General features: G+C 60.7%; 22 protein-coding genes. 12 read left to right on the forward strand and 10 right to left on the reverse strand.

Annotated features, from left to right (window positions below; all coding sequences use genetic code 11):
• Positions 1-29: 29 nt before the first annotated feature.
• Positions 30-512 (reverse strand): MarR family winged helix-turn-helix transcriptional regulator, encoded by a 483-nt coding sequence (locus tag PG900_RS06320; protein WP_270831100.1) that lies wholly within the window; start codon positions 510-512, stop codon positions 30-32.
• Positions 513-608: 96 nt separating this feature from the next.
• Here PG900_RS06320 and PG900_RS06325 point away from each other — a divergent pair, with 96 nt between their 5' ends.
• Entirely contained in the window at positions 609-1490 is an 882-nt protein-coding gene (locus tag PG900_RS06325) for a DMT family transporter (RefSeq protein ID WP_270831101.1), read from the forward strand.
• 84 nt (positions 1491-1574) lie between these two features.
• Here PG900_RS06325 and pgm read toward each other — a convergent pair whose 3' ends face one another.
• On the reverse strand, positions 1575-3224 hold the full coding sequence (gene pgm, locus PG900_RS06330; protein WP_187267611.1) for a phosphoglucomutase (alpha-D-glucose-1,6-bisphosphate-dependent): 1650 nt from the start codon (positions 3222-3224) through the stop codon (positions 1575-1577).
• A 57-nt stretch (positions 3225-3281) separates the two neighbouring features.
• Positions 3282-3791 carry a replication initiation negative regulator SeqA gene (seqA, locus tag PG900_RS06335; RefSeq protein WP_270831102.1) on the reverse strand — a complete coding sequence of 170 codons (510 nt, stop codon included), beginning with the start codon at positions 3789-3791 and terminating at the stop codon, positions 3282-3284.
• A gap of 292 nt (positions 3792-4083) precedes the next feature.
• Between seqA and PG900_RS06340 the strand changes: the two genes are divergently transcribed.
• Genes PG900_RS06340 through fldA form a run of 4 tightly spaced genes read left to right on the forward strand, consistent with a single transcriptional unit; the run spans position 4084 to position 6006 of the window.
• Positions 4084-4848, forward strand: a complete 765-nt coding sequence (locus tag PG900_RS06340) for an alpha/beta fold hydrolase (protein WP_270831316.1) — start codon at positions 4084-4086, stop codon at positions 4846-4848.
• A gap of 55 nt (positions 4849-4903) precedes the next feature.
• Positions 4904-5125, forward strand: coding sequence for a DUF2788 domain-containing protein (locus tag PG900_RS06345; protein ID WP_011705431.1), 222 nt, complete (start codon positions 4904-4906; stop codon positions 5123-5125).
• 20 nt (positions 5126-5145) lie between these two features.
• On the forward strand, positions 5146-5442 hold the full coding sequence (gene ybfE, locus PG900_RS06350) for a LexA regulated protein (RefSeq protein WP_011705430.1): 297 nt from the start codon (positions 5146-5148) through the stop codon (positions 5440-5442).
• Between the two features lie 39 nt (positions 5443-5481).
• Positions 5482-6006: a flavodoxin FldA gene (fldA, locus tag PG900_RS06355; protein ID WP_011705429.1), complete on the forward strand. Its 525-nt coding sequence runs from the start codon at positions 5482-5484 to the stop codon at positions 6004-6006.
• A gap of 60 nt (positions 6007-6066) precedes the next feature.
• Here fldA and PG900_RS06360 read toward each other — a convergent pair whose 3' ends face one another.
• On the reverse strand, positions 6067-6549 hold the full coding sequence (locus PG900_RS06360; RefSeq protein ID WP_016350215.1) for a DUF4442 domain-containing protein: 483 nt from the start codon (positions 6547-6549) through the stop codon (positions 6067-6069).
• A 244-nt stretch (positions 6550-6793) separates the two neighbouring features.
• Between PG900_RS06360 and fur the strand changes: the two genes are divergently transcribed.
• Complete coding sequence (fur, locus tag PG900_RS06365; protein ID WP_011705427.1) at positions 6794-7222, forward strand: ferric iron uptake transcriptional regulator; 429 nt, start codon at positions 6794-6796, stop codon at positions 7220-7222.
• Positions 7223-7468: 246 nt separating this feature from the next.
• Here the strand turns inward: fur and glnS are convergent, their stop codons facing one another.
• The 3 genes from glnS to nagE all read right to left on the reverse strand — a co-directional run bounded on the left by glnS (position 7469) and on the right by nagE (position 13740).
• Entirely contained in the window at positions 7469-9130 is a 1662-nt protein-coding gene (glnS, locus tag PG900_RS06370; protein ID WP_270831103.1) for a glutamine--tRNA ligase, read from the reverse strand.
• A gap of 345 nt (positions 9131-9475) precedes the next feature.
• Complete coding sequence (locus PG900_RS06375; RefSeq protein WP_270831104.1) at positions 9476-12139, reverse strand: beta-N-acetylhexosaminidase; 2664 nt, start codon at positions 12137-12139, stop codon at positions 9476-9478.
• Between the two features lie 122 nt (positions 12140-12261).
• Entirely contained in the window at positions 12262-13740 is a 1479-nt protein-coding gene (gene nagE, locus PG900_RS06380) for an N-acetylglucosamine-specific PTS transporter subunit IIBC (RefSeq protein ID WP_016350212.1), read from the reverse strand.
• A 273-nt stretch (positions 13741-14013) separates the two neighbouring features.
• On the opposite strand from nagE, the gene nagB reads away from it, so the two are divergent.
• From nagB to nagC, 3 genes are read left to right on the forward strand one after another with little or no spacing between them, the layout of a single operon-like run.
• Positions 14014-14814: a glucosamine-6-phosphate deaminase gene (gene nagB, locus PG900_RS06385; RefSeq protein WP_011705423.1), complete on the forward strand. Its 801-nt coding sequence runs from the start codon at positions 14014-14016 to the stop codon at positions 14812-14814.
• Between the two features lie 9 nt (positions 14815-14823).
• The gene (nagA, locus tag PG900_RS06390; RefSeq protein WP_270831105.1) at positions 14824-15969 is read left to right on the forward strand and encodes an N-acetylglucosamine-6-phosphate deacetylase; all 1146 of its coding nucleotides are present in this window, start codon (positions 14824-14826) and stop codon (positions 15967-15969) included.
• Between the two features lie 4 nt (positions 15970-15973).
• Positions 15974-17188: a DNA-binding transcriptional regulator NagC gene (gene nagC, locus PG900_RS06395; RefSeq protein WP_016350209.1), complete on the forward strand. Its 1215-nt coding sequence runs from the start codon at positions 15974-15976 to the stop codon at positions 17186-17188.
• A gap of 68 nt (positions 17189-17256) precedes the next feature.
• Here the strand turns inward: nagC and PG900_RS06400 are convergent, their stop codons facing one another.
• The 3 genes from PG900_RS06400 to aspS form a co-directional block, all read right to left on the reverse strand.
• Complete coding sequence (locus tag PG900_RS06400) at positions 17257-18873, reverse strand: phosphoethanolamine transferase (RefSeq protein ID WP_270831106.1); 1617 nt, start codon at positions 18871-18873, stop codon at positions 17257-17259.
• 283 nt (positions 18874-19156) lie between these two features.
• Complete coding sequence (locus tag PG900_RS06405) at positions 19157-19897, reverse strand: YebC/PmpR family DNA-binding transcriptional regulator (protein WP_011705419.1); 741 nt, start codon at positions 19895-19897, stop codon at positions 19157-19159.
• 95 nt (positions 19898-19992) lie between these two features.
• Positions 19993-21759 (reverse strand): aspartate--tRNA ligase, encoded by a 1767-nt coding sequence (gene aspS, locus PG900_RS06410; protein WP_016350206.1) that lies wholly within the window; start codon positions 21757-21759, stop codon positions 19993-19995.
• Positions 21760-22190: 431 nt separating this feature from the next.
• Here aspS and PG900_RS06415 point away from each other — a divergent pair, with 431 nt between their 5' ends.
• The 3 genes from PG900_RS06415 (at position 22191) to cmoB (ending at position 25156) form a co-directional block, all read left to right on the forward strand.
• Positions 22191-23039, forward strand: coding sequence for a DUF72 domain-containing protein (locus tag PG900_RS06415; protein WP_257684501.1), 849 nt, complete (start codon positions 22191-22193; stop codon positions 23037-23039).
• Positions 23040-23432: 393 nt separating this feature from the next.
• Positions 23433-24182 carry a carboxy-S-adenosyl-L-methionine synthase CmoA gene (gene cmoA / locus PG900_RS06420; RefSeq protein ID WP_011705416.1) on the forward strand — a complete coding sequence of 250 codons (750 nt, stop codon included), beginning with the start codon at positions 23433-23435 and terminating at the stop codon, positions 24180-24182.
• A complete protein-coding gene (gene cmoB / locus PG900_RS06425) occupies positions 24179-25156 on the forward strand; it encodes a tRNA 5-methoxyuridine(34)/uridine 5-oxyacetic acid(34) synthase CmoB (RefSeq protein WP_041216623.1) in 978 nt (325 codons plus the stop codon). Before cmoA ends, cmoB begins: the two co-directional genes overlap by 4 nt.
• The last annotated feature ends 8 nt before the right edge of the window (positions 25157-25164 follow it).

Consider the following 25164-nt stretch of genomic DNA (forward strand, 5'->3'; position numbering starts at 1 on the left):
ACCAAAAACGGGCCCGCGGGCCCGTTTTTTTATTCGTTTTCCAGCAGCCAGCGCTTGAGCAGGGCGGCCAGCTGGTCCTGCTCGGCCTGGGTCAATGGCGCCAGCAGGCGCCGCTCGTTGGCCACGTGCCGCTCCACCGCCCGGTCAACCAATTCCCGGCCCGCATCGGTCAGGCAGACCAGCAGGCTGCGCCGATCGCTCGGGGCGGCCTGGCGTTCGATCAAGCCTCGCTCTGCCAGTTTGTCGAGCCGGGCGGTCATGGCCCCCGAGCTCAACATGGTGGATTGATAGAGCACGGTCGGGGTGAGCGGTTCGCCGGCCCGACGCAGGGTCGCCAGAATGTCGAAGTCGCTGCCAAGCAGGCCGCACTCCTTGAGCTCCTCGCTCACCTCCCGTCCGGCGATCGCCGCCATTCGCGCCACCCGTCCCAGCACGCCCATGGGAGAGCAGTCGAGATCCGGTCGCTGCCGGGCCCACTGGGCCAGCAGCAGGTCTACATGATCTGATTCCATCTTCGGCCACTTATCTTTTTATCGAGATACTTGATGGTAAACCAATTTGAGGCTAACTTATCTTTACTTAAAGATACTTCATAAAGAGACAAGTTCATGCCCATGCTGATCGCCCTGCTGGCCCCCCTGCTCTGGGGCAGCACCTATGCCGTCGTCAGCCTCTCTCTGACCGACTACTCCCCCTACTGGGTGGCGGTGTGGCGGGCGTTGCCGGCCGGCCTGCTCCTGTTGCTGGTACGCCCGCGCCTGCCACCCCTGCCCTGGGGCAAGCAGTGCCTGCTGGCGTTTTGCAACATCGCTGCATTTTTTGCCCTGCTGTTCGTGGCCGCCTTCCGGCTGCCCGGGGCCGTGGCGGGCACCCTGGGTGCCACCCTGCCGCTGGTCTTGATGTTGCTGGCCTGGTTGCAGGATGGCGTCAGGCCGTCCCTGAAATGGCTGCTGCTGGGCCTGATGGGGCTGGGTGGAGTCTTGCTGCTGCTCAACCCTTCCGCCAATCTGGATCCTGTCGGCGTGACCTGCGCCTTGCTGGCTACCCTGCTCATCGGCCAGTCCAGCCGCTGGATGCAGCGCTGGCCGGTGAGCGATCTGCTGGCGCTGACCGCCTGGCAGCTGCTGCTGGGCGGCCTGATGCTGATCCCGCTCGCCTGGTGGCTGGCCGGCCCCATGCCAATGCCGCAGCCGGCAAGCGTTCCCGGCCTGCTCTGGCTGATCCTGCTCAACACGGCGCTGGCCTACTGGGCCTGGCTGTGGGGGCTCAAGCGCCACGGCCCGGAGGTGATGGGCATGCTGGCCCTCACCAACCCCATGGTGGCGGTCTCCTGCGGCGTGCTGATGGTGGGGGAAACGCTGGACGCTCGCCAATGGCTCGGCATCGGGGTGATCCTGCTCTCCCTGTTCCTGATGAAGCTGCCGGCCCGCCCCTTCTTCAAGCGCTGGCAGGCCCGCCGGGCGAGCACCGGCCAGTGCGGCAAGCCGTGAGCACGAACCATCCAGCTCAAGCGCAATAAAAAAGAGGAGCCATCAAGGCTCCTCTTTCACATTCCGCAGGTGCTTGAGTCGGACTCAGACCCCGGCCTTGGCCAGGGCGGCGGAGACGATCTGCTGGGCCTCCTGCTGGATGAGGTCCAGGTGCGCCTCGCCCTTGAAGCTCTCCATGTAGATCTTGTAGATGGACTCGGTACCGGAGGGGCGCGCCGCGAACCAGCCGTTCTCGGTCACCACCTTGAGGCCGCCGATGGCAGCATCGTTGCCCGGCGCCTTGGTCAGCTTGGCGACGATGGGCTCGCCGGCCAGGGTGGAAGCTTCCACCAGCGCCGGATCCAGCTTGGAGAGCACCGCTTTCTGGGCGCTGTTGGCCGGGGCGTCGATACGGCGGTAGCTGGAGCGACCGAACTTGGCTTCCAGTGCATCGTAGTGGGCCTGCGGATCCTTGCCGGTCACCGCCAGAATTTCCGCCGCCAGCAGCGCCAGGATGAAGCCATCCTTGTCGGTGGTCCAGACGGTGCCGTCCTTGCGCAGGAAGGAGGCGCCCGCGCTCTCCTCGCCGCCAAAGCCGAACTCGCCGCTGTAGAGGCCATCCACGAACCACTTGAAGCCGACCGGCACCTCTTTGAGGGTGCGGCCAATCTCGCCGGCAACCCGGTCGATCATGGAGGAAGAGACCAGCGTCTTGCCGACCGCAGACTCTTTGGACCAGCCGGTACGATGGGTAAACAGATACTGGATCGCCACCGCCAGATAGTGGTTCGGGTTCATCAGGCCGGACTTGGTGACGATGCCGTGACGGTCGTAGTCAGGGTCGTTGCCAAGGGCGATGTCGAACTTGTCCTTGAGGGCAATCAGGCTGGCCATGGCAAACGGGCTGGAGCAGTCCATCCGGATCTTGCCGTCTTTATCCAGGGTCATGAAGGAGAAGGTCGGGTCGACCTTGTAGTTCACCACCTCGATGTTCAGACCATAGGTCTTGGCGATGACGTCCCAGTAGGCGACGCCGGAGCCGCCCAGCGGATCGACACCGATCTTGATGCCGGCCTGCTTGATGGCCTCCATGTCCAGCACGTTCTTCAGGTCATCCACATAGGGAGTCACATAGTCGTGCAGGGCCACGAACGGGCTCTTGAGGGCCTCGGCGAACGGCATGCGCTTCACCCCGGCAAGGTTCGCCTCAAGGATGGCGTTGGCACGGTCTTCCACCCACTTGGTGATCTCCCCTTCGGCAGGACCGCCGTGGGGCGGGTTGTATTTGAAGCCACCGTCTTCCGGCGGGTTGTGGGACGGGGTGATCACCACGCCGTCGGCGCGCGCGGCAGGCTTGCTGGCATTGTGGCGCAGGATGGCGTGGGAGATGACCGGGGTCGGGGTGAAGCCGAGACCGGCCTGAATGCGGGTCTCGACGCCGTTGGCCGCCAACACTTCCACCGCGCTGGCAAAGGCGGATTCAGACAGGGCGTGGGTATCCATGCCGACAAACAGCGGGCCCGTGATGCCGGCCTGCTGGCGATACTCCACCAGCGCCTGGGTCACCGCCAGGATGTGGGATTCGGTGAAGGCGTTGTGCAGGGCGCTGCCGCGGTGGCCGGAGGTGCCGAAGGCAACCCGCTGCTCGGGGCGGCTCATGTCGGGCTTGTTGAGGTAGTAGGCGCTGACCAGACGGGGGATGTTGGTCAGGTCGCTCAAACGGGCCGGCTGACCGGCGTGGGAATGCTGTGCCATGGCGTTGTCCTTGCTTGATGGCGGCCTTGCCCGGCAAGGCCTGAGTCTGATGAAGCGTTAAATTGCGCCGCACACCCGGGCGATCACCTCATCGCCATATCCCATGCTGGTCATCAGCTGGGCCACCATGTTCTGCTTGCGACTGGTGTTGGTATTGGTGATCACCCAGAACGGGGTTTGTGGCACCGGCTTTGGCTTGGTGGTGCTGCCGCTGGCGCGCAGGGCATCGGGATCCCGCGAGAAATAGACGCGCTTGCGCCCCTTGATTTCGGTAGCCTGGGTAAACCCGACCGGGTCATCCCGGTAGAGGGTACTGAGCACCTGCATGAAGCGGTTGATGGACTTCTCTTCTTTTTGCAGCTCGCCGGAGTCGAGCAGCGCCTCCAGCCCCATGGCATCGGCCACAGCGTGCGGCTGGGCCGTCGTCACCGGCTCGGATACCGGGGCTGTCTGGTTGGCGGGCTGTTCCAGCAGGCGGCGCAGGATATCGGAGGCACTCTCGCCGATGTGCCGGGTCTGGCTGGCGATATAGAAGTAGAGATCGTCATCAAGCTCGATGGTTTTCATAGGGATGCGCTGGACTCGTCGAAATTCGGATGCGGCGATTATACATAGGCAAACCCGGCAGCCCAAGCAAGGGGCGGACAGATGTGCATGAATCTCATCGAGAATACGGCATAATAGCGGGCCAAGTGTGTGATCCGTCGCACTGATAGCCGATCTGGCAGACTTTTTTTAGAAAAAAAACCACACTTTTTTGCTCCGCAATGAGTGAAATCCTTTTCTTTCCAGTGTGTTAAATCACAACGTGCAACGCACTCACGACCGACAAGGTGTCATTTTGCAACAAAACCCATTATTGAACTTCAAGGAGCAGGGCCAGGGCCAGCCCGTCATGCTGATCCACGGGCTGTTTGGCAGCCTCGACAACCTCGGCCTGCTGGCGCGCCCGCTGAGCGAACAATACCGGGTCATCAGCGTCGATCTGCGCAACCACGGCGCCTCCTTTCACTCCGACGAGATGAGCTACCCGGCCCAGGCCGCCGATCTGCTCGCCCTGCTGGATCGGCTCGGGCTTGAGCAGGTGGCCATCGTGGGTCACTCCATGGGGGGCAAGGTGGGCATGCAGTTGGCCAAGCTCGCGCCAACGCGCGTTGCCAAGCTGGTGGTGGCCGATATCGCGCCGGTCGCCTACCCTCACGCCCGCCACCAGAATGTGTTCGCCGGCCTCAACGCCACCCTCGAACTCGCTCCGCAAAGCCGTAGCGAGGCGGAAGCCATCCTGGCGCAGCACATCGAGATCGCCGGCGTACGCCAGTTCCTGCTCAAGTCGTTTGCCAAAACCGGGCACGGCTGGGGCTGGCGTTTCAACGTCCCGGCCCTTGAGCGCAACTACGCCAACATCATGGGCTGGCCCGATGCACAGAGCCGTTTCGAGGGCCCTGCGCTCTTCATCAAGGGGGGGGATTCCGACTACATGCAACCCGAGCATACCGAGACTGTGATGGCGCAATTCCCCGCCGCCAAGGCCCGGGGCATCGCCGGTACCGGTCACTGGCTACACGCAGAAAAGCCGGTTTTATTCAACAAACTGGTTGTGGATTTCCTGTCGACAGGCGGTTAACAGTTTCAAATCCTTTGTGATATAGTGCGCCCGTCATAAGGAGTGTGCGCAATCCATGCTAAGTGAACATATCGACCTGATTGAGAGTCTGGGCCTGAAGTTATTCTTTGTGGCCATTTTCGTATTGATTGGCCTGGCCATTCAGGACGTGCTCAAACGCGGCAACGTGCCCCGTTTTGGCCGACTCATCGTCTGGTTGGTACTCTTCCTGGGTTGTGCAGGTTTTGTCGCCAAGGGGCTGATCGAACTGGGCTGGGAAGGCTCAGGCATCGGCTAACTTATTTTCATCTGTGATGTATGGCCAAACAGCAAACTGATCGAACAACACTGGATCTGTTCGCAAATGAGAAGCGCCCCGGCAGGCCAAAGACCAACCCACTCCCCCGCGAGACCCAGCTCAAGATCAACAAGCGCAACCAGCTCAAGCGCGATCGGGAGAACGGTTTGAAGCGGGTAGAGTTAAAGGTGGAGGCCGAGTTGCTGGAACGCCTGAACCAACTTGCGTTACAACAGAACGTCAGCCGAGCCGAGCTGATCCAATCTATCCTGAAGCAACAGATTGAGTCTGCACATGCTGCAGGCATCACAATCTGACCGTTAAGCATTAACACCAGATACGGGTAACTAAACACTATGGCTAGTGTAGGTCTGTTTTTCGGCAGCGATACCGGTAATACCGAAGCTGTCGCCAAGATGATCCAGAAAGAACTGGGCAAACAACTGATTGAAGTCCGTGACATTGCCAAGAGCAGCAAGGCCGACATCGACAGCTTCGATCTGCTGATGTTCGGTATCCCGACTTGGTACTATGGCGAAGCCCAGGCCGACTGGGACGACTTCTTCCCCGAGCTGGAAGAGATCGACTTCACCAACAAGCTGGTCGCCATCTTCGGATGCGGCGATCAGGAAGACTATGCCGAGTACTTCCTCGACGCCATGGGCACCCTGCGTGACATCGTCGAAGCCAAAGGCGCCATCGTCATCGGCAACTGGCCAACCGCCGGCTACGAATTCGAAGCCTCTAAGGCACTGGTGGACGACAAGCACTTCGTGGGTCTGGGCATCGACGAAGATCGCCAGCCGGAGCTGACCGCCGAGCGCGTCAAGGGCTGGTGCAAGCAGCTGCACGAAGAGATGTGCCTGGCCGAGCTGGAGTGATCCAGGCTCGCCAGCCTCTCTGACAACAAGGGCCCCACGGGGCCCTTGTTGTTTTCTGGCTCATGCTCTCTCGCCACTTCGGTGCTCCGGTTTGGCCCGCACATAGAGGGTGCGCTTGACCTGGGCCACCAGCTCGCCGCTCTGATCCTGCACCGTCACCTCGAACTCGGGGAAGTGCTTGTCTCCCCCGTCGGTCGCCGCCACGATGGCGGCCAGCTTGCCGTCGGTCAGATTGAATTCGGCCACCAGCTTGCCCTTGCCCGGCTTGATGTAGTTGATGCTGCCCGCCTTGTCCCAGACGTAATAGCGGTTCTTGAAATAGCCCATCAGCATCAGCGGATAGATGGGATCGGTCATCGCAAACATGCTGCCACCAAACTGGGTGCGGTTGGCGTTCTTGTTCCACCAGCGGGACTTGAGAGTAACCCGGCAGAAGCGAAAATCATCGCTCAATGTCTCTATCTTGATGCCGGCGCCCCAGAAGGGGGGCCAGGCGTTGAGGGCGCGGCGCACCCAGGCCGCATTGTCAAAAAGCCAATCCATGGATCTCATCCGACCAGACAGTGAAGAAGGTTACATTTTATCAACATTCACCAAACGAGCAAGCCGTCACGAGAATCCGGCCAATTCCGCCGGATGGCGCTATCTGCGCTAAAGCCCTTGAATTACTGGGTTTATTTTTAGGTGAGCTACGACCTATAATGACAGGCCAAGCGAGTTCGTGGTTGCCATTCCAGCGGCAGTCAATCAGAATAACCACACCTTCGAGAATGCGAATAAATAGAATATGGCAGACAACAACCAAGCGTTAAAAAAGGCCGGGCTCAAGATCACCTTGCCCCGTGTCAAAATCCTGGAAATCCTGCAACAGCCGGACTGCCAGCACACCAGTGCGGAAGATCTGTACAAACGACTGATCGACCAGGGTGAAGAGATTGGTCTCGCTACCGTATATCGCGTTCTCAACCAGTTTGATGATGCCGGTATTGTTACCCGTCACCACTTCGAAGGGGGCAAGTCGGTGTTCGAACTGGCCACCCAGGAACACCACGACCACCTGGTCTGCCTCGACTGCGGCAAGGTGATCGAGTTTTCCGACGAGGTGATCGAACAGCGCCAGCGTGATATCGCCCAGCAGCACAACATCCGGCTGACCAATCACAGCCTCTATCTGTACGGCCACTGCGCCGCCGGCGAGTGCAAGCACGAAGATTGACCCGCCCGACACAGAGGCAATAAAAAGCCAGCATCACGCTGGCTTTTTTGTGTCCGTCATTTAGAACCCATTTACGATCTTGCTCCGAGGTCGTGATTCAAGGCTCATCTGCTGCTCAAACCCCTCACGTATCTCTATACGATCCATACGGTCCGGTTCCTGTACTGCTCTTCACCTTGCTGACAACCTCTCTAAACAGGTTCCCAGATCAAGAAAGGGCAGGGTCTCCCCTGCCCTCTGCTGTTATCAGGCCTCGGCCTTGCCCCACACGTCGCGCAGGGCCACGGTGCGGTTGAACACCAGATGCTCCGGGCTGGAGAGCTTGTTGTCGGCGCAGAAGTAACCTTCACGCTCGAACTGGTAAGCCTGCTCCGGCTTGGCGTTCTTCAGGGAGGCCTCGACGCGGGCGCCCTCGATGATCACCAGGGAGTCCGGGTTCAGGGCCGCTTCGAAGTCCTCTTCGGCGCCCGGATTCGGCACCTTGAACAGACGGTCGTAGAGGCGCACTTCGGCCGGCAGGGAGTGAGTGGCGCTGACCCAGTGGATCACCCCCTTCACCTTGCGACCGTCCGCCGGATCCTTGCCCAGGGTCTCGGGATCGTAAGAGCAGTAGATGCAGGTGACCTTGCCATCGGCATCTTTCTCGACCCGCTCGGCCTTAATGACGTAGGCATTGCGCAGGCGCACTTCCTTACCCAGCACCAGTCGCTTGAACTGCTTGTTGGCTTCTTCTTTGAAGTCCGCTTCGTCGATGAAGATCTCGCGGGTGAAGGGAAGCGTACGGGAGCCCATCTCGGCGTTGTTCGGGTGAGCCGGGGCAGTCAGCACTTCGTCGGCGGCCAGGTTCTCGATGACCACCTTGACCGGGTGCAGCACAGCCATGGCGCGCGGGGCATTCTCGTTGAGATCTTCGCGGATGCAGGCTTCCAGCATGCTCATCTCGACGATGTTGTCCTGCTTGGTCACGCCGATGCGCTTGCAGAACTCGCGGATGGAGGCCGGGGTATAGCCGCGACGGCGCAGACCGGAGACGGTCAGCATGCGCGGATCGTCCCAACCGTCCACGTGCTTCTCGGTCACCAGCAGGTTCAGCTTGCGCTTGGACATGACGGTGTATTCGAGGTTCAGCCGGGAAAACTCGTACTGACGGGGGTGGCAATCGATGGTGATATTGTCCAGCACCCAGTCGTACAGACGACGGTTGTCCTGGAACTCCAGCGTACAGATGGAGTGGGTGATCCCTTCCAGGGCGTCCGAGATGCAGTGAGTGAAGTCATACATCGGGTAGATGCACCACTTGTCACCGGTCTGATGATGGTGGGCAAACTTGATGCGATAGATGACGGGATCGCGCATCACCATGAAGGGGGATGCCATGTCGATCTTGGCACGCAGGCAGGCGGCGCCTTCGGCAAACTCGCCGTTCTTCATCTTCTCGAACAGTGCCAGGTTCTCGGCCACCGAACGATCGCGGAACGGGCTGTTCTTGCCCGGCGCAGTCAAGGTGCCACGGTATTCGCGCATCTGCTCGGCAGAGAGTTCGTCCACGTAGGCCAGGCCCTTCTCGATGAGCTCGATGGCATAGCCGTGCAGCTTGTCGAAATAGTCGGAGGAGTAGCAGATCTCGCCGTTCCACTGGAAGCCGAGCCACTGTACGTCCTGCTTGATGGACTCAACGTACTCGATATCTTCCTTCACCGGGTTGGTGTCGTCAAAGCGCAGGTTGCACTGGCCCTGGTAGTCGCGGGCGATGCCGAAGTTCAGGCAGATGGACTTGGCGTGACCGATATGGAGATAACCGTTCGGCTCGGGCGGAAAACGGGTATGCACGCTGCTGTGCTTACCGCTGGCCAGATCTTCATCAATGATCTGACGAATAAAGTTAGTTGGGCTGTTCGCCTGACTCATGGCTCACCTCAAAAATGCGTCACTGGCGGAAGTTGTGCCGGCTGGCACCCTCATCCCCCCGCCGTCAAGCCGGATATGATCCCTCATTACGCGCCCTGTCTCAACCTGAATTTGCCCGTTTCGGGGTACTGGCGCAGCAAAACGCCCTGCACTGGTGGCCGGTTTGACTGACTGGCGAAAAAAAGACCCCGCGCGAGGCGGGGTTCAAGGTGATGAAAAACAAAAACAGACAATACACACACAACAAAGGCTCACACGCACAGTCAACCTTTCCCAAGCCCGATGGCCATCGCCCTTGGGAAAGGCGGGTCTTGCGACCCACCTTGCGTTATGGATTGAGGACTATCAGTTCAGCTCGGTGACGCGGCTGGTGCGCTTGCCATCGAAGCTGGTGGTACGCAGGTAGACCTTGCCATCCACGGTCGGCTTGGCGGCAGCGTCGTAGGCGCTCCAGCTCTTGCCATCCAGGCTGTACTGGATGGGCAGACCCGGCAGATCCACGTTCGCTTCCAGCACACCGTTCACCACCTTGGCGCCCGGTACGGAGAGGCGATATTCCACCCCGGCCTGCTCCAGTTTCGGCAGCACGCGCTGACCCAGTACGTTGGCGAACTGGTTCCACTCCTTGTTCAGGGTGGCCTTGTTGACGAACTTGGTGGTACCGGAGAACTCGCGGTTCTTCACGTAGTCCAGCTCGAAGCCGCCCTTGTGCCAGGCACGCTCGGCCATGGAGAAGATGCGCGGGTAGACCATGTACTCGTATTGCGCGTCGGTACGCACGGTTTCACTCCACTGCTGACCGGAGATCCCCTTGAACTTGACCGGATCCTGGTCACCCTTGGCCACGAAGGCATTACCGTCGCGGTCAACCGAGGTCTCGGCGTTCTGCGGCAGGTTTTCCGGGGCGAAGGCGAACACCTTGCGGGTGTCGTTGAAACGGGTGGCCCAGTAGTAGCCGCGCTCGGCCGGGTGTACCTCGTTCGGGAAGTCGAAGTAGAGGTAATCCGGGTTGGAGAGCACCACGTCATAGCCCTTGTGCGCCCACTTCATCGCTTCGTTGAAGCCACCCCAGTAGAGGGTTTCCCAGAAGTTGACCCGGGTCTTGTCGGTGGCGAATACGCTGGCATCCTTGGCGTACTTCAGACCATCTTCCCACGCCTGCAGGGTGGAGAAGCCGTGGCCCTTGACCATTTCGCTCACTTCCTTGGCAAAGTACACCGGCAGCTCGGCCACATCCTTGATCTTGCCATCGTCGATCATCTTCTGGCACATCGGGGACTTGCCGAACGGCTTGTCCTGCTTGCTGGAGTCGACGTTGCCCTTCCAGGCCACCAGCTCTTCTTTCTTGGTGACGGCCGGATCCTGGTAACCACCGCCCTGCATGATGTTCTTCGCCTCATCACCACCGTAGTGCCAGGCGGTCAGCGGCTGGCCGGCGGCCTGGTGCATCTGGGCCACTTCATCCATCACCTTGGCCACGAAGGTGGCGGCGCCCGGCTGGCAGGGGTTGATGAAGGACATCTTGTCGTAGAACTGCACCGAGGTGACGTTGGAGGTATCGGCCGGGTCGGTCAGACGGAACTGGTTGGCTTCGGTCTCTTTACCTTCAGCCATCAGGCGCTTGTAACGCGCTTCCATGGAGACCACGGCAGCGCGGGCGTGCGCCGGCATGTTGATCTCGGGGATCACGGTCACGCCGCGGGCCTTGGCATAGCGAACCAGGTCGATGTAGTCGGCCTTGCTGTAGAAACCGGAACCCTGGTTGTCGCTGGTCGGGCCGGAGCCCAGCTGCGGCATCAGGCACTTGGTTTCGGACTCGTCGTGGCAACGCTGGCTGCCAACGTCGGTCAGCTCCGGCAGGCCCGGGATCTCCAGACGCCAGCCTTCATCGTTGGTCAGCCCCAGGTGCAGCACGTTGAGCTTCATGGCGGACATCTGGTCAACCAGCTTCTTCAGGGTTTCTGGGCTTCTGAAGTGACGGGCCACGTCGGTCTGCATGCCACGGTATTCAAAGCGCGGCGCATCTTCGACATGCATCTGGCTGACCAGCTTGTCGTTGACCCCCAGGAGGGAGATCAGGGACTGGGCCCCCCAGAAGGCGCCTTCGATGTCATGCCCCTGCACCACAGTGCCTTTCTGGCCGATGGTCATGTCGTAGCCTTCGGCCTGCTTGAGCTTGCTGCCAAGCTTGATGGTCACTGGGTAGCCGGTGTCGGAGAGGGTAACACCCAGCTTGGTCAGTTGAGCCTTCAGGGCTTCGGCGCGATCGCTCGGCAGGTCCAGGGCATTGAGCTTGATGGTGGAGAAGTCGACCTGCGGGCCGGCCTTGACAACCTGCTTCATCGGGGTCGGCAGGATCTGGTTGTCGACCTTGCCAGCCGGCAGCAAGGTGCTGGTCTGGTTGGCGGCGAAACGGGTTTCGCTGTTCATCAGGATGTTGTTGTCATCCTTGGTGCGCTTCCAGCCGTCGGCCGGCATCGGCTTCTCGTAGGTGGTGGCATCGTCGATGTTGCTCATGCTGGCCAGCACTTTCGGCTCGGCCCCTTCGCTGGCGACATACCAGTTCGGCATGATGTCAGATTCGAACAGTACCCAGTACTCCACCACCAGCGGCACTTCGACCGTGGCATCCTTGGCAAAGCCCTGGAACTTCTCGGTCGGCGTCAAACGATAAAGGTCGCCGGTCAGGTGGGTAATGGTGAACTGATCGTTGTCCACCCGCTGGATGCGGCGGATGGAGGATACATAGATGCTCCAGTCTTTGGAGGTGACGTCAGCACCGGTATTGGTCAGGTGCAGCTTGGCAACGCCACAGCTCGCCCACTCGGAGCCCAGCGCCTGGCAGTCGAGGCCGGCGCCGGCACCGTCGTTGGTGACGACTTCGTACTTGACGACGAGGTTGCTGGCGAGGGCGTCGACCACGGCTTGCTTGGCGGCATCGGCTGCCTGTACCTGGCTGACGAAAACGGTAGACATGGCAATGGCTAACAGAGAATGTTTCAAGTTCATAACTGCTGCTCTCATTTGAAGTAAAGGTTGGATTTTCTTGGCTTTTTTTATATGGGGCCCCGAGGCGGGGCCCTTAGTTATGTCAACAATGGACTTAGACTTGAGGCGAGCTTGGCGCCCGATTAACGCAGGGCCTTCATCTCACCGGCGATGATTTCGGCCAATGGGCCCAGAATCACCTGCAGGTTCTGCTCACCGAGCTTGACCACACCGGCCGCGCCCAGGGCTTTGAGCTTGCGCTCGTCAACGATGCTGCGGTCTTTCAGGGTCAGACGCAGACGGGTGATGCAGGCATCGATGGTCACCAGGTTCTCTTGACCGCCCAACACTTCCAGATACTGGCGTGCCAGTTCGGTACGGTCGGTGGTCTGGGCAGCAGCCGGAGCAGCAGCTTCATCATCTTCACGACCCGGAGTTTTCAGACCCAGTTTGGCAATGACAGCGCGGAATACCACGTAGTAGAGACCGAAGAACACCAGACCTTGCGGGATCAGCATGTACCAGTTGGTCGCCAGCGGGTTGCGGCTGGAGAGCACCATATCCACCAGACCGGCACTGAAGCCAAAGCCGGCCATCCAGTGCATGGAGGCTGCGATGAACACGGAAACACCGGTCAGGAAAGCGTGAATGACGTACAGCACCGGTGCCACGAACATGAAGGAGAACTCGAGCGGCTCGGTCACCCCGGTGAAGAAGGAGGCAAAGGCGGCTGCGATCATGATGGATGCAACTTTGTCCTTGTTCTCTTTCTTGGCGGAGTGGTAGATGGCCAGTGCGGCGCCCGGCAGACCAAACATCATGATCGGGAAGAAGCCAGCTTGGTACATGCCTACCACGCCTTTCACCTGATCCAGGCTCTTGCCTGCAGCCAGAGCGGCATCGATGGTAGCCTGACCACCCAGGAAGTTCGGGATGTCGTTGATACCGGCCACGTTGAACCAGAACACGGAGTTCAGGGCGTGGTGCAGACCAATCGGGATCAGCAGGCGGTTGAAGAAGGCGTAGATACCGGCGCCGGTGGAGCCCAGGCTGACGATGGATTCACCAAAGCTCACCAGACCACCGTAAATGACCGGCCAAACGGCCATCAGGATGAAGGAGACGACGATCATCACCACGGAGGTTACGATCGGCACCAGACGGCGGCCGGAGAAGAAAGCCAGCGCCTTGTGCAGTTCTACGCTGCTGAAGCGGTTGTAGAGCTCGGCGGCGATGACACCACACAGGATACCGACGAACTGGTTGTTGATCTTGGCAAAGGCTGCCGGAACCTGCTCTACAGGGATGCCTTTAATCATCGCCACAGAACCAGGGCTCAGCAGAGTGGTCACCACCAGGAAACCGACCAGACCGGCCAGCGCGGCAGAACCGTCTTTGTCTTTGGACATACCATAGGCAACACCGACCGCAAACAGCGTGGACATGTTGTCGATCAGTGCTGAACCCGCCTTGATCAGGAAGGCGGCCAGCGCGCTGTCACCACCCCAACCATTCGGGTCAATCCAGTAGCCAACCCCCATCAGGATCGCGGCGGCAGGCAATACCGCTACCGGCACCATCAGGGCACGGCCGATCTTTTGCAAATAACCGAGAATGTTCACGGTTCCTCTCCTTAGTTAATGTTTTTCTAGAAATTAAGTGCTTATCACGTTTGACGCATAAGCCATCAAGGCTTGATTGGCAGTCTAGGGCTTTTATTTCGCTGCGCAAATTAATAAACCTATAATCGTGATCATTATCACCCAAACGAGATAAAGGTGGCGGATAGATGTGGCTTAGTTCGCAATCTTTATTTACGCTATAAAACAACTTGAATCCGTCCCAGTCTATTTGCCGCCGACATCCCGGCAGCAACCCGTACAGAGGTATCTACAATGCGCCTGATCCCGTTGAAATCTGCCAGCCAAGTGGGCCTGTGGTCTGCCCGTTACATCGTTGACCGTATCAATGGGTTCAAACCCACTGCCGAGCGCCCCTTCGTACTGGGCCTGCCCACTGGCGGCACCCCGCTCAACACTTACAAGCGCCTGATTGAACTGCATAAAGCCGGTGAAGTGAGCTTCCAGAACGTGGTCACCTTCAACATGGACGAGTACGTCGGCCTGCCGGAAGATCACCCGGAGAGCTACCACAGCTTCATGCACAACAACTTCTTCAGCCACATCGACATTCGCCCCGAGAACATCAACATCCTCAACGGCAACGCGCCGGATCTGGTGGCCGAGTGCAAGCGCTATGAAGACAAAATCAAGTCCTACGGCAAGATCCACCTGTTCATGGGCGGTGTCGGCAACGACGGCCACATCGCGTTCAACGAACCGGCCTCCTCCCTCTCCTCCCGCACCCGGGTCAAGACCCTGACCGAAGACACCCGCATCGCCAACTCCCGCTTCTTTGGCGGCGACATGGAGCAGGTGCCCAAGCTGGCGCTGACCGTAGGTGTCGGCACCCTGATGGATGCGGAAGAGATCATGATCCTGGTGACCGGTCACGGCAAGGCCCAGGCCCTGCAGGCCGCGGTGGAAGGCAGCGTCAACCACATGTGGACCATCTCCACCCTGCAGCTGCATCCGAAGGGAATGATGGTGTGTGACGAGCCCTCCACCATGGAGCTCAAGGTCAAGACGGTGCGTTACTTCCAGCAGCTCGAAGCCGCCAACATCGGCCGTCTGTAAGGAGTCACCATGTACGCATTGACCAACTGCACCCTCTACACCGGCAGCTGCGTGCTGACCGGTTACGGGGTGGTCATCGAGGGCGACAAGATTGTCGCCATCTCCCGCCTGGCCGAACTGCCGGCCGGCATCGAACGCATTGATCTCAAGGGTGCCAACCTGAGCGCCGGTTTCATCGACGTCCAGCTCAACGGCTGTGGCGGCGTCATGTTCAACGGCCACATCACCACCCAGACCCTGGCGACCATGCAGGCCGCCAACCTGAAATCCGGTACCACCAGCTTCCTGCCGACCCTGATCACCAGTCCGGATGCGGACATGAAGCAGGCCGTCGCCGTCACCCGCGACTACATGGCTGAGCACCCCAACGAGGTTCTGGGCGTCCATCTGGAAGGGCCCTACACCAACCTCAAGCGCAAGGGGATCCACCCGGCCGAGCAGATCCGCCAGCCCGCCGACGAGATGATCGATTTCTTCTGCGCCAACGCGGATGCCATCGCCAAGATCACCCTGGCGCCGGAGCGCAACAAGCCGGAGCACATCCACCGGCTGGTGGAGGCCGGTATTCTGGTTTCCGCGGGCCATACCGCCGCCAACTATGACCAGGCGATGGCCGGGTTCGACAACGGCATCCGCTTTGCCACCCACCTCTACAACGCCATGACTCCGACCGTGAACGGCCGCGAGCCTGGCGTGGTCGGTGCCATCTACGATCGCAAGGATGTCTACGCTGGCGTCATCGTCGACGGTCATCACGTGCACTGGGCCAACGTGCGCCTCGCGCACAAGATGCTGGGAGAGCGGCTGGTGCTGGTCACCGACGCGACCGCACCGGCAGGGGCACCGGAAGGCTTTGAGAAGTTTGATTTTTGTGGTGCAACCGTCTATTTCCGCGATGGTCAGTGCGTCGACGAGAATGGTACACTCGGCGGCTCTGCCCTCACCATGATTGAGGGGGTGGAGAATCTGGTCAAACAGGTCGGATTACCGCTCGATGAAGCACTGAGAATGGCCACCCTTTACCCTGCTCGCGCCATTGGATGGGACTCACGTCTCGGTAGTATCCAGGTAGGAAAAATAGCCAACCTGACTGTCTTTGATCAGGCCTTCACGGTCTGCGGGACCGTGGTTAACGGACACTACACAACACAGTGACACTATGACTGGCGGACAAATAGCAAACGTAGATCTTATCAAGCAGGTCAACAGTGCAGCCGTGTATCGGCTCATCGACCTGCAGGGGCCCATCTCGCGGGTCAAAATTGCCGAGTTGAGTCAGCTGGCCCCGGCCAGCGTGACCAAGATAACCCGGCAACTGATCGAGCATGGCCTGATCAAGGAGACCTCGCCACAAGCCTCCACCGGCGGCCGGCGCGCCATCTCCCTGACCACCATCAAGCATCGCTTCCAGTTTGTGTCCGCCAAGCTCGGCCGCGGCTACCTGCAGCTCGCCCTGTATGACCTCGACGGCAAGGAGCTCGATCAGCACATCACCCAGGTGACCGAGATCGAGCAACAACCTGTGGTCGACATGCTGCTGCGGGAGATCGGTGCCTTCATCGACTCCCAGCAGGATCGCAGCCGCAACCTCATCAGCATCGCGCTGACCATGCCGGGTCTGGTCAATCCGGAATCGGGCATGGTCATCTACACCCCCAAGTACCAGATCCGCAATCTGGCGCTGGCCAAGCTGTTGGAAAACCACTTCAACCTGCCCTGCTACGTGGGCAACGACACCCGCTCGCTGGCACTGGCCGAACACTTCTTCGGCGAGTCCCGCGACTGCATGGATTCCATCCTGGTGAGCGTGCACCAGGGGGCGGGCTCGGGCATCATCACCAAGGGCAAGGTGTTTCTCGGCCAGAACCGCAACGTCGGCGAGATCGGCCACATCCAGGTCGAACCGCTCGGCAAGCGCTGCCACTGCGGCAACTTCGGCTGCCTGGAGACCATCGCCTCCAACGAGGCCATTGTCGACAAGGTGAAGGAGCTCATCAGCCGCGGCCACCTGAGCTCGCTGCAGGAGAAGCACATCACCATCCAGGAGGTGTGCAAGGCGGCCATGGCCGGTGACGAGCTGGCCCGCAGCGTGATCGAGAACGTGGGTGAGCATCTGGGACGGGCGGTGGCCATCACGGTCAACCTGTTCAACCCGCAGAAGGTGCTGATCGCGGGCGAAATCACCGCCGCCGAAGAGATCCTGTTCCCGGCCATCCGCCGCTGCGTGGAGCACCAGTCGCTGCCAAGCTTTCATCGCGGCCTGCCCATCGTGAAGGCACGCTTCCAGAATCAGCCCACCGTCGGCGGTTTCGCGCTGGTGAAGCGGGCCCTGCTGGAAGGGGATCTGCTGCAGATCATCATGGAGCAGAAGTAAGGCCCGGCCTTGCGATATAAAAAACGGCAGCCAGTGGCTGCCGTTTTTTATTGGTCACTTTCGCCGGTTCACCCAGCCCGACAAGGCTTGAACAGATCCAGCGCACCGTCATACACCTGGGTCTGCACATCCATGATGCCGAGCATGGAGTGGAACAGGTTGTCGTGGGAAAAGCGCTTGCTGGCCGCCTCCTGCTGCAGACAATCCAGATCCAACTTGCGATCGGCCTGCAACTGGGGAGAGAACCAGGTCATCAGCGGCACCCGGGTCTGATCGTCCGGGGCGAACTTGTAGGGCGTGCCGTGCAGGTAGAGCCCCATGGCCCCGAGGGATTCGCCGTGATCCGACAGATAGACCAGCCCCACGTTGTAATCCTGCTCCAGCGTCTTGAGCTTGTCGATGAGACGGGCCACCACCTTGTCGGTGTAACGGATGGTGTTGTCATAAGTGTTGACCAGCTCTTTATTGGTGCAGTTTTCGATATCGCTGCGCGGGCAGTCCGGCACGAAGGTCCGCTCACTGGCGGGATAGCGGCGATAGTAGGTCGGACCGTGGCTGCCCATCAGGTGGAAGGCCACCAGCTTGTTGCCCTTCATCTGCGCGATCTGCCGATCCAGCCCCTCCAGCATCACCTCGTCGTAGCAGGAGCCTCCCCGGCAATACTGGGGAAAATCCTTGGCCTCGATCTCGATGGTGGGCACGTTCTTGCATACTCCCTTGCAGCCGCCATCGTTCTCCTTCCACAGTACGGAGACCCCAGCGTGCTGCAACACATCCAGCATGCCGTCGCGGGACTGGGCCAGGGTGTCGTCATAGCCGCGCCGCGTCAGGTTGGAGAACATGCAGGGCACCGAGACTGCGGTGGCGGTGCCGCAGGAGCGCACGTTGCGAAACGAGACCATGCCCGATTCCCTCGCCGTGAAGCTGTTGGTGGCCTTGCCGTAACCGTTGAGGGAGTAGTTCTGGCTGCGCGCCGTCTCCCCCACCACCAGAAACATCAGGGTAGGCTTGCCGCCCTGCCCCACCACCCTGGCATCCGTGCCCAACGGCTGATACGGGATCGGGGTGGCAAACAGGATGTCGGTGGCATAGCGATAGAGGCCGTGCACATAGTTGGCGGGCACTATCTCCTTGCCGAGGGACTTGTTGTTGCGCCCGACCGAGGCGTAATCCTGGTAATAGAGCGCCGCCACCCCCACCAGAAACAGCAGTGACAGAGAGATGGAGCCAAGCCGCAGGCCCAGCCCCTTATACCAGGGACGGGGATACTCTATCTTCACCCACAGCAGGGCCAGCGCCGGCAACAGGCCGGTCAGCACGAACCAGAGCAGGATGGAGGCATTGAAGTAGGAAGTCGCCTCCCCCGTGTTGGTCTCGACTATGTTCTGCACCATGCTCACGTCGAAGATGACGCCGTACTTGAGCATGGCGTAGCTGACCACGGATCCCATCAGGATCAGCAGCACGAAGAAGGGCTTGAGCAGATAACGGAAGGTAAAGGGCAGGAACACCGCGTTGAGCGCGGCCAGCAGCACGAAGGGGATCGAGAGGGCGAAGCCCGTCTTGACGTGTTCCAGCTTGGTGAGAATGGTGTAAAAGTGCAGGAAAATGGGCCAGTTGAATACCAGTGCAAACAACAGCACCAGCAACAGATTCACCTTCATCACACCCAGGGTGATGCGCATAACGATACTCCGACAAACCAGGCAGGACAGGGGGCCACACAGGGCACCTCTTGTTGCAGTCTCGCTTGCCGATCCCTCCTCCCGAGGTGATGGCGGCAAGGGGCAGCGAGGCCCGGACACGGCAGGCAGCTTAAAAAGCCAAACTTAAGGGAAAATTAAGGCGGGCAATGCCATGGCCGGCACGGCCTTCAGGCGTAAGGTCATCACAAGAAAAACGGCAGCCGAGGCTGCCGTTTTAGCGGGGGCGAGCAGAGCGTCGCCACCTGAGTGTTCACGAACCGGGTTACAGGGTCGCGGCGACTTCGTCGGAGATGGAGCCGTTGTGGTACACCTCCTGCACGTCGTCCAGATCTTCCAGCATGTCGATGAGGCGCATCAGCTTGGGCGCGGTCTCGGCATCCAGCTCGGCTTCGGTGGACGGGATCATGGTCACTTCTGCGCTTTGGGGCTTGAAGCCGGCGGCTTCCAGACCATCGAGCACGGTGCCGAAATCGTTCGGGGTGGTATACACCTCGATGGAGCCATCCTCTTCGGTCACCACGTCGTCGGCACCGGCTTCCAGCGCGGCATCCATCAGAGCATCTTCATCGACGCCCACGAAGGTCAGCAGCCCTTTCTTGCTGAACAGATAGGCAACAGAGCCATCGGTGCCCAGGTTGCCACCGCACTTGCTGAAGGCGTGACGCACTTCGGCAACGGTACGGTTGCGGTTGTCGGTCAGGCACTCCACCATGACGGCAGAGCCGGCCGGGCCGTAACCTTCGTACACGATGGTCTCGAGCTGCTCGCCATCGCCACCGCCGGCGCCACGCTGGATGGCACGGTTGATGGTGTCGCGGGTCATGTTGCCGGTCAGGGCAGCCGCCACCGCCGCACGCAGGCGCGGGTTGTTGGCAGGATCGGCATCACCCAGACGCGCGGAGGTGGTGATTTCGCGGATCAGCTTGGTGAAGATCTTGCCGCGCTTGGCGTCTTGCGCCGCCTTGCGGTGTTTGATGTTGGCCCATTTACTGTGACCTGCCATAGGGACTCTCCGTTATTTTTGAATTTCAGTAACACTGGTCATGACTAATGCAAGGGAAAGGCCGCATTGCTGCGGCCTTTGCTGCCGGTAACGGCTTATTCATCACCCTTGACGGTGGTCGCAATCGCCAGCTCGCCCAGTTGGGCGGCGTTGGCAAAGCTGGGGGCGTCTGTCATCAGACAGGCGGCCGCCGTGGTTTTCGGGAAGGCAATCACGTCCCGGATGTTTTCAGTACCGGTCAGCAGCATGCTCAGACGGTCCAGGCCGAAGGCCAGGCCGGCGTGCGGCGGGGTACCGTACTTCAGGGCATCCAGCAGGAAGCCGAACTTCAGGCGCTGCTCGGCCGGGGTAATACCCAGAATGTCGAACACGGTGGCCTGCATCTCGCTGTTGTGGATACGGACAGAACCGCCACCCACTTCGTAGCCGTTGATCACCATGTCGTAGGCGTTGGCGTAAGCGCCTACCGGGTTGGCTTTCAGCTGCTCCGGGCTCAGGCCGCTCGGCGCGGTGAAGGGGTGGTGCATGGCCGCCAGACCGCCTTCGCCATCCTCTTCGAACATCGGGAAGTCGATGACCCACAGCGGCTTCCAGCTGTTCTCCAACAGACCCAGATCGCGGCCCACTTTCAGACGCAGGGCGCCCATGGCATCGCATACCACTTTCTTGGAGTCGGCACCGAAGAAGATGATGTCACCGTCGGCTGCGCCGGTGCGGGCCAGGATCTCGCGCACGATAGCGTCGGAGAGGAACTTGGCCACCGGGGACTGCACCCCTTCGATGCCATTGGCCGCTTCGTTGACCTTCATCCAGGCCAGGCCCTTGGCACCGTAGATGCCGACAAACTTGGTGTACTCGTCGATCTGCTTGCGAGAGAGCTCGGCGCCGCCCGGTACTTTCAGGGCGGCCACGCGGCCTTTCGGATCGTTGGCGGGGCCGGCGAACACGGCGAACTCGACCGCAGTCAGCAGATCAGCCACATCGACCAGCTCCATCGGCAGACGCAGGTCCGGCTTGTCGGAGCCGTAGCGACGCATGGCTTCGTCGAAGGTCATGATCGGGAAGTCGCCCAGATCCACGTTCAGGATGTGCAGCCACAGTTTGCGGATCATCTCTTCCATGATTTCACGCACCTGGGGTGCGGTCATGAAGGAGGTCTCCACGTCGATCTGGGTGAATTCCGGCTGGCGGTCGGCACGCAGGTCTTCGTCGCGGAAGCACTTGACGATCTGGTAGTAGCGGTCGAAGCCGGACATCATCAGCAACTGCTTGAACAGCTGCGGGGATTGCGGCAGGGCGTAGAACTTGCCCTTGTGCACGCGGCTCGGCACCAGGTAGTCACGGGCCCCTTCCGGGGTGGCCTTGGTCAGCATCGGGGTCTCGATGTCGAGGAAGCCGTGCTCGTCCATGAAGCGGCGCACGAAGGCACTGGCCTTGGCGCGGGTCTTCAAGTACTTGGCCATCTCGGGGCGACGCAGGTCCAGGTAGCGATACTTGAGGCTCACCTCTTCGCTGTTGACCTGGTTGAAGTCCAGCGGCAGCGGCTCGGCACGATTGATGATGGTCAGCTCGTGGGCAAACACCTCGATGGCACCGGTGGCCATGTCGCTGTTGCGCTGGGAGTCGGGACGGGTGCGCACCACGCCGGAGACCTGAATGCAGAATTCGCCGCGCAGTTCGGAGGCCAGGGCAAAGGCATCCGGCTTGTCCGGATCGAAGAATACCTGCACGATCCCTTCCCGGTCGCGCATGTCGATAAAGATGAGGCCGCCCAGATCGCGACGACGATGGACCCAACCGCACAATGTAATGGTCTGCCCTGCATGGGCCTCATTGACCTGTCCGCAATAGATAGAGCGCATGGACTTCTTCCTTCGAATTTGTAGAGAGACGGTTAACCTGGGTCGCCGGGCACGACTGGCAAGCACCGTCTGTCTCACAGCTGGCCAGATCCTGTTCTTGCCCGGTTTGAAATCTGTCTCGTACCGTCCGACCGCCGGGATCGGACACCTGCCGCCGATATCGGCTCGACCAGAGGCGGCTGGCAAGCGGCCGGGGTGTCGGGCGGAGGCATCGGCAAGCGATTGTTGTTTGGCCGCATCATGGCCGCTGCCGTCGTCACAATATGCGTACAGCGGCGTGAGTCACAACAAATTGGCAAACAAAAGGGCTGGCATTATAGAGGAAAACCCCCATTTGGGTAAAATGGCCAGCAGCCTCCTTTGCCTTGTTTTTTACATCCCGGGGCAAAAAAGGGGGGTAAAACGAGATAAACCCGCAGACAGGATCCCTCATGAGCCTCTTTTTGGGCCTGCCACAATGGTCGCACCCGGCCTGGCCAGGTCATTTGCTGGGCATGGGCGCCAAGCCCGCCGAGCACCTCGCCCACTATGCCCGGGTATTCAACACGGTGGAAGGCAATACCACCTTCTACGCCTCGCCGACCCCCGACACGGTCCGGCGCTGGGCCGATGCGGTGCCCGCCCACTTTCGGTTCAGCTTCAAGTTTCCGCAAACCATCAGCCACCAGAGCGATCTGGTGAGCGCCGACAAGCAAGTGAGCGACTTCATCCGCCTGCTGGAGCCCTTGCATGACAAGCTGGGGCTGCTCAAGCTGCAGCTGCCCGCCCGCTTCGGCCCACAGGGGCTGCCCCGGCTGGCGGCCTTTTTCGAACGGCTGCCGCCGGCGTTTCGCTATGCCCTCGAGGTGCGCCACCCCGATTTCTTCGCCAAGGGCGAGGCGGAACGTCAGTTGAACCGGCTGCTGATGGAGAGAGGCATCAACCGCATCATGCTCGACAGCCGGCCGCTGTTCTCGGTGCCAGCCACCACGGCCGCCATGATCGATGCCCAGGGCAAGAAGCCGAGACTGCCGGTGCACCTGCTTGCTACTGCCAATGCCCCCGTGGTGCGGCTCATCGGCCTGCCGGATCCGGCCGCCAACCACCCCTTCCTGCCAGGCTGGTTGCCGCACTGGCGCCAGTGGCTGGCGGAGGGCAAAGATCTCTACCTCTTTATACATACCGCCGACAACGCCCAGTCCCCCGAACTGGCCCGTCAGGTTGCCCGCCTGCTGGGGGAAGAGATGGCTCCCTGGCCGGGGGAAAACGATCGCGCGCAGCAGGGCGTGCTGCCCTTTTAGTCAGCCGCCTCACCCCGTCTTCCCCGCCGCGAAAAAAAGCCGTTTTTTTGTGGCTGGACGGGGCTTGGCGTCAAGACAAACGCCGACCTTTCCTCTACACTAGCGCCCCAAGTAAGGACCCGGACCGCCAGCCCAGCACAATCCGATGCAGGCAGGCGTCCGGCGCCATAAATAGGGCCCTGACGCCAGTGCGCTGCAACTCGTTGCCGCAGATGGTGCCGCCCTCAGAAAGGACCAGGATGATGGTCCATTGCGAACGGAACCGGCCCGATGGATCTCAAGGCCCGCCACCCCGTTCGTGAACCGGTGACGACCCGGCCCGGACCGGTGTCACCCAACGATTCAATTGAACAAAACAGTCGGTTCGCGCACCGGCTGTCAGGTTGCGCCAGCATGCATACCAAAGATCAGATTTTTGCCGCCCCTATCGCTCGATTGGGGGATTTTTGCTTTGACGAACAGGTCGTCGATGTCTTCCCCGACATGATCCAGCGCTCGGTGCCGGGTTACAGCAACATCATCTCCGCCATCGGCATGATGGCCGCCCGCTACGCCCAGCCCCAGAGCCGGCTCTACGACCTCGGCTGCTCGCTCGGCGCCGCCACCCAGGCGATGCGTCGCCACGTCACCCAGCCCGGCTGCCACATCACGGCGGTGGATCTCTCCCACCCCATGATCGAGCGCGCCCGCGCCCACCTCTCCGGCTTCAAGTCCGAGGTGCCGGTGGAGCTGGTGGAGGCGGACATCTGCGACATCGCCATCGAGAACGCCTCCGTGGTGGTGCTCAACTTCACCCTGCAGTTCGTCGAGCCCGAGAAACGGGCCGCCCTGATCCAGCGCATCTTTGATGGGCTGCGCCCGGGCGGGATCCTGATCCTGAGCGAAAAATTCCGCTTCGAAGATGCACCGGTCAACGAGCTGCTCATCGACCTGCACCTCGACTTCAAGCGCGCCAACGGTTACAGCGAGCTGGAGATCAGCCAGAAGCGCACCGCCCTTGAGAACGTGATGCGCACCGACAGCCTGCCGGTGCATCAAGCCCGCCTGCGAGACGCCGGCTTCGCCCATCAGGATCTCTGGTTCCAGTGCTTCAACTTCGGCTCCATGATTGCCATCAAATCGAGCGAGCCTGCCCAGCCATGATCGACTTTGCCAACTTCTATCAGCTGATCGCCAAGAATCGGCTGAGCCACTGGCTGCATACCCTGCCCGCCCAGCTGCACGCCTGGCAGCACGACAACCAGCACGGCGATCTGCCGCGCTGGAACCGCGCCCTCAACAAGCTGCCGCAGGTGGCCCCCGGCCACATCGAGCTGCACAGCCGGGTCGAAATCGGCTCGGCCGAGAGCCTTGGCGAAGGGGAGCGCAAGAAGGTGGAGAGCCTGCTGCGCCACTTCATGCCCTGGCGCAAGGGGCCGTTCACGGTGCACGGCATCCACATCGACACCGAATGGCGCTCCGACTGGAAGTGGGATCGGGTGCTGCCCCACATCAGCCCGCTGGCCGGTCGCTACGTGCTGGACGTGGGCTGCGGCAGCGGTTACCACCTCTGGCGCATGGTGGGCGAAGGGGCGAAACTGGCGGTCGGCATCGACCCAAGCCCGCTGTTCCTCTGCCAGTTCGAGGCCATCCGCCACTTCGCCGGCAACGACCAGCGCGCCCACCTGCTGCCGCTCGGCATTCAGGAGCTGCCGGAGCTGCGGGCGTTTGACACCGTCTTCTCCATGGGGGTGCTCTATCACCGCAAGTCTCCCATCGAGCACATCGAACAGCTGCGCAACCAGTTGAAAGACGACGGCGAGCTGGTGCTGGAGACGCTGGTGATCGATGGCGGCGTCAACGACGTGCTGGTGCCCACCGATCGCTACGGCAAGATGCGCAACGTCTGGTTCATCCCCTCCAGCGCGGCCCTCAAGCTGTGGGTCGAGCGCTGCGGATTTACCGATGTGCGGATTGTCGACGAGAATATGACCAGCACCGACGAACAGCGTCGTACCGACTGGATGATTAATGAATCCCTGAGTGATTATCTGGATCCAACCAATCCCGCACTCACGGTAGAAGGACACCCGGCACCGAAACGTGCCGTACTGATTGCCAGAAAGGCCAAAGACTAGCCGATGGC

The organism is Aeromonas sp. QDB03 (assembly GCF_027707985.1).
GTDB lineage: Bacteria > Pseudomonadota > Gammaproteobacteria > Enterobacterales > Aeromonadaceae > Aeromonas > Aeromonas hydrophila.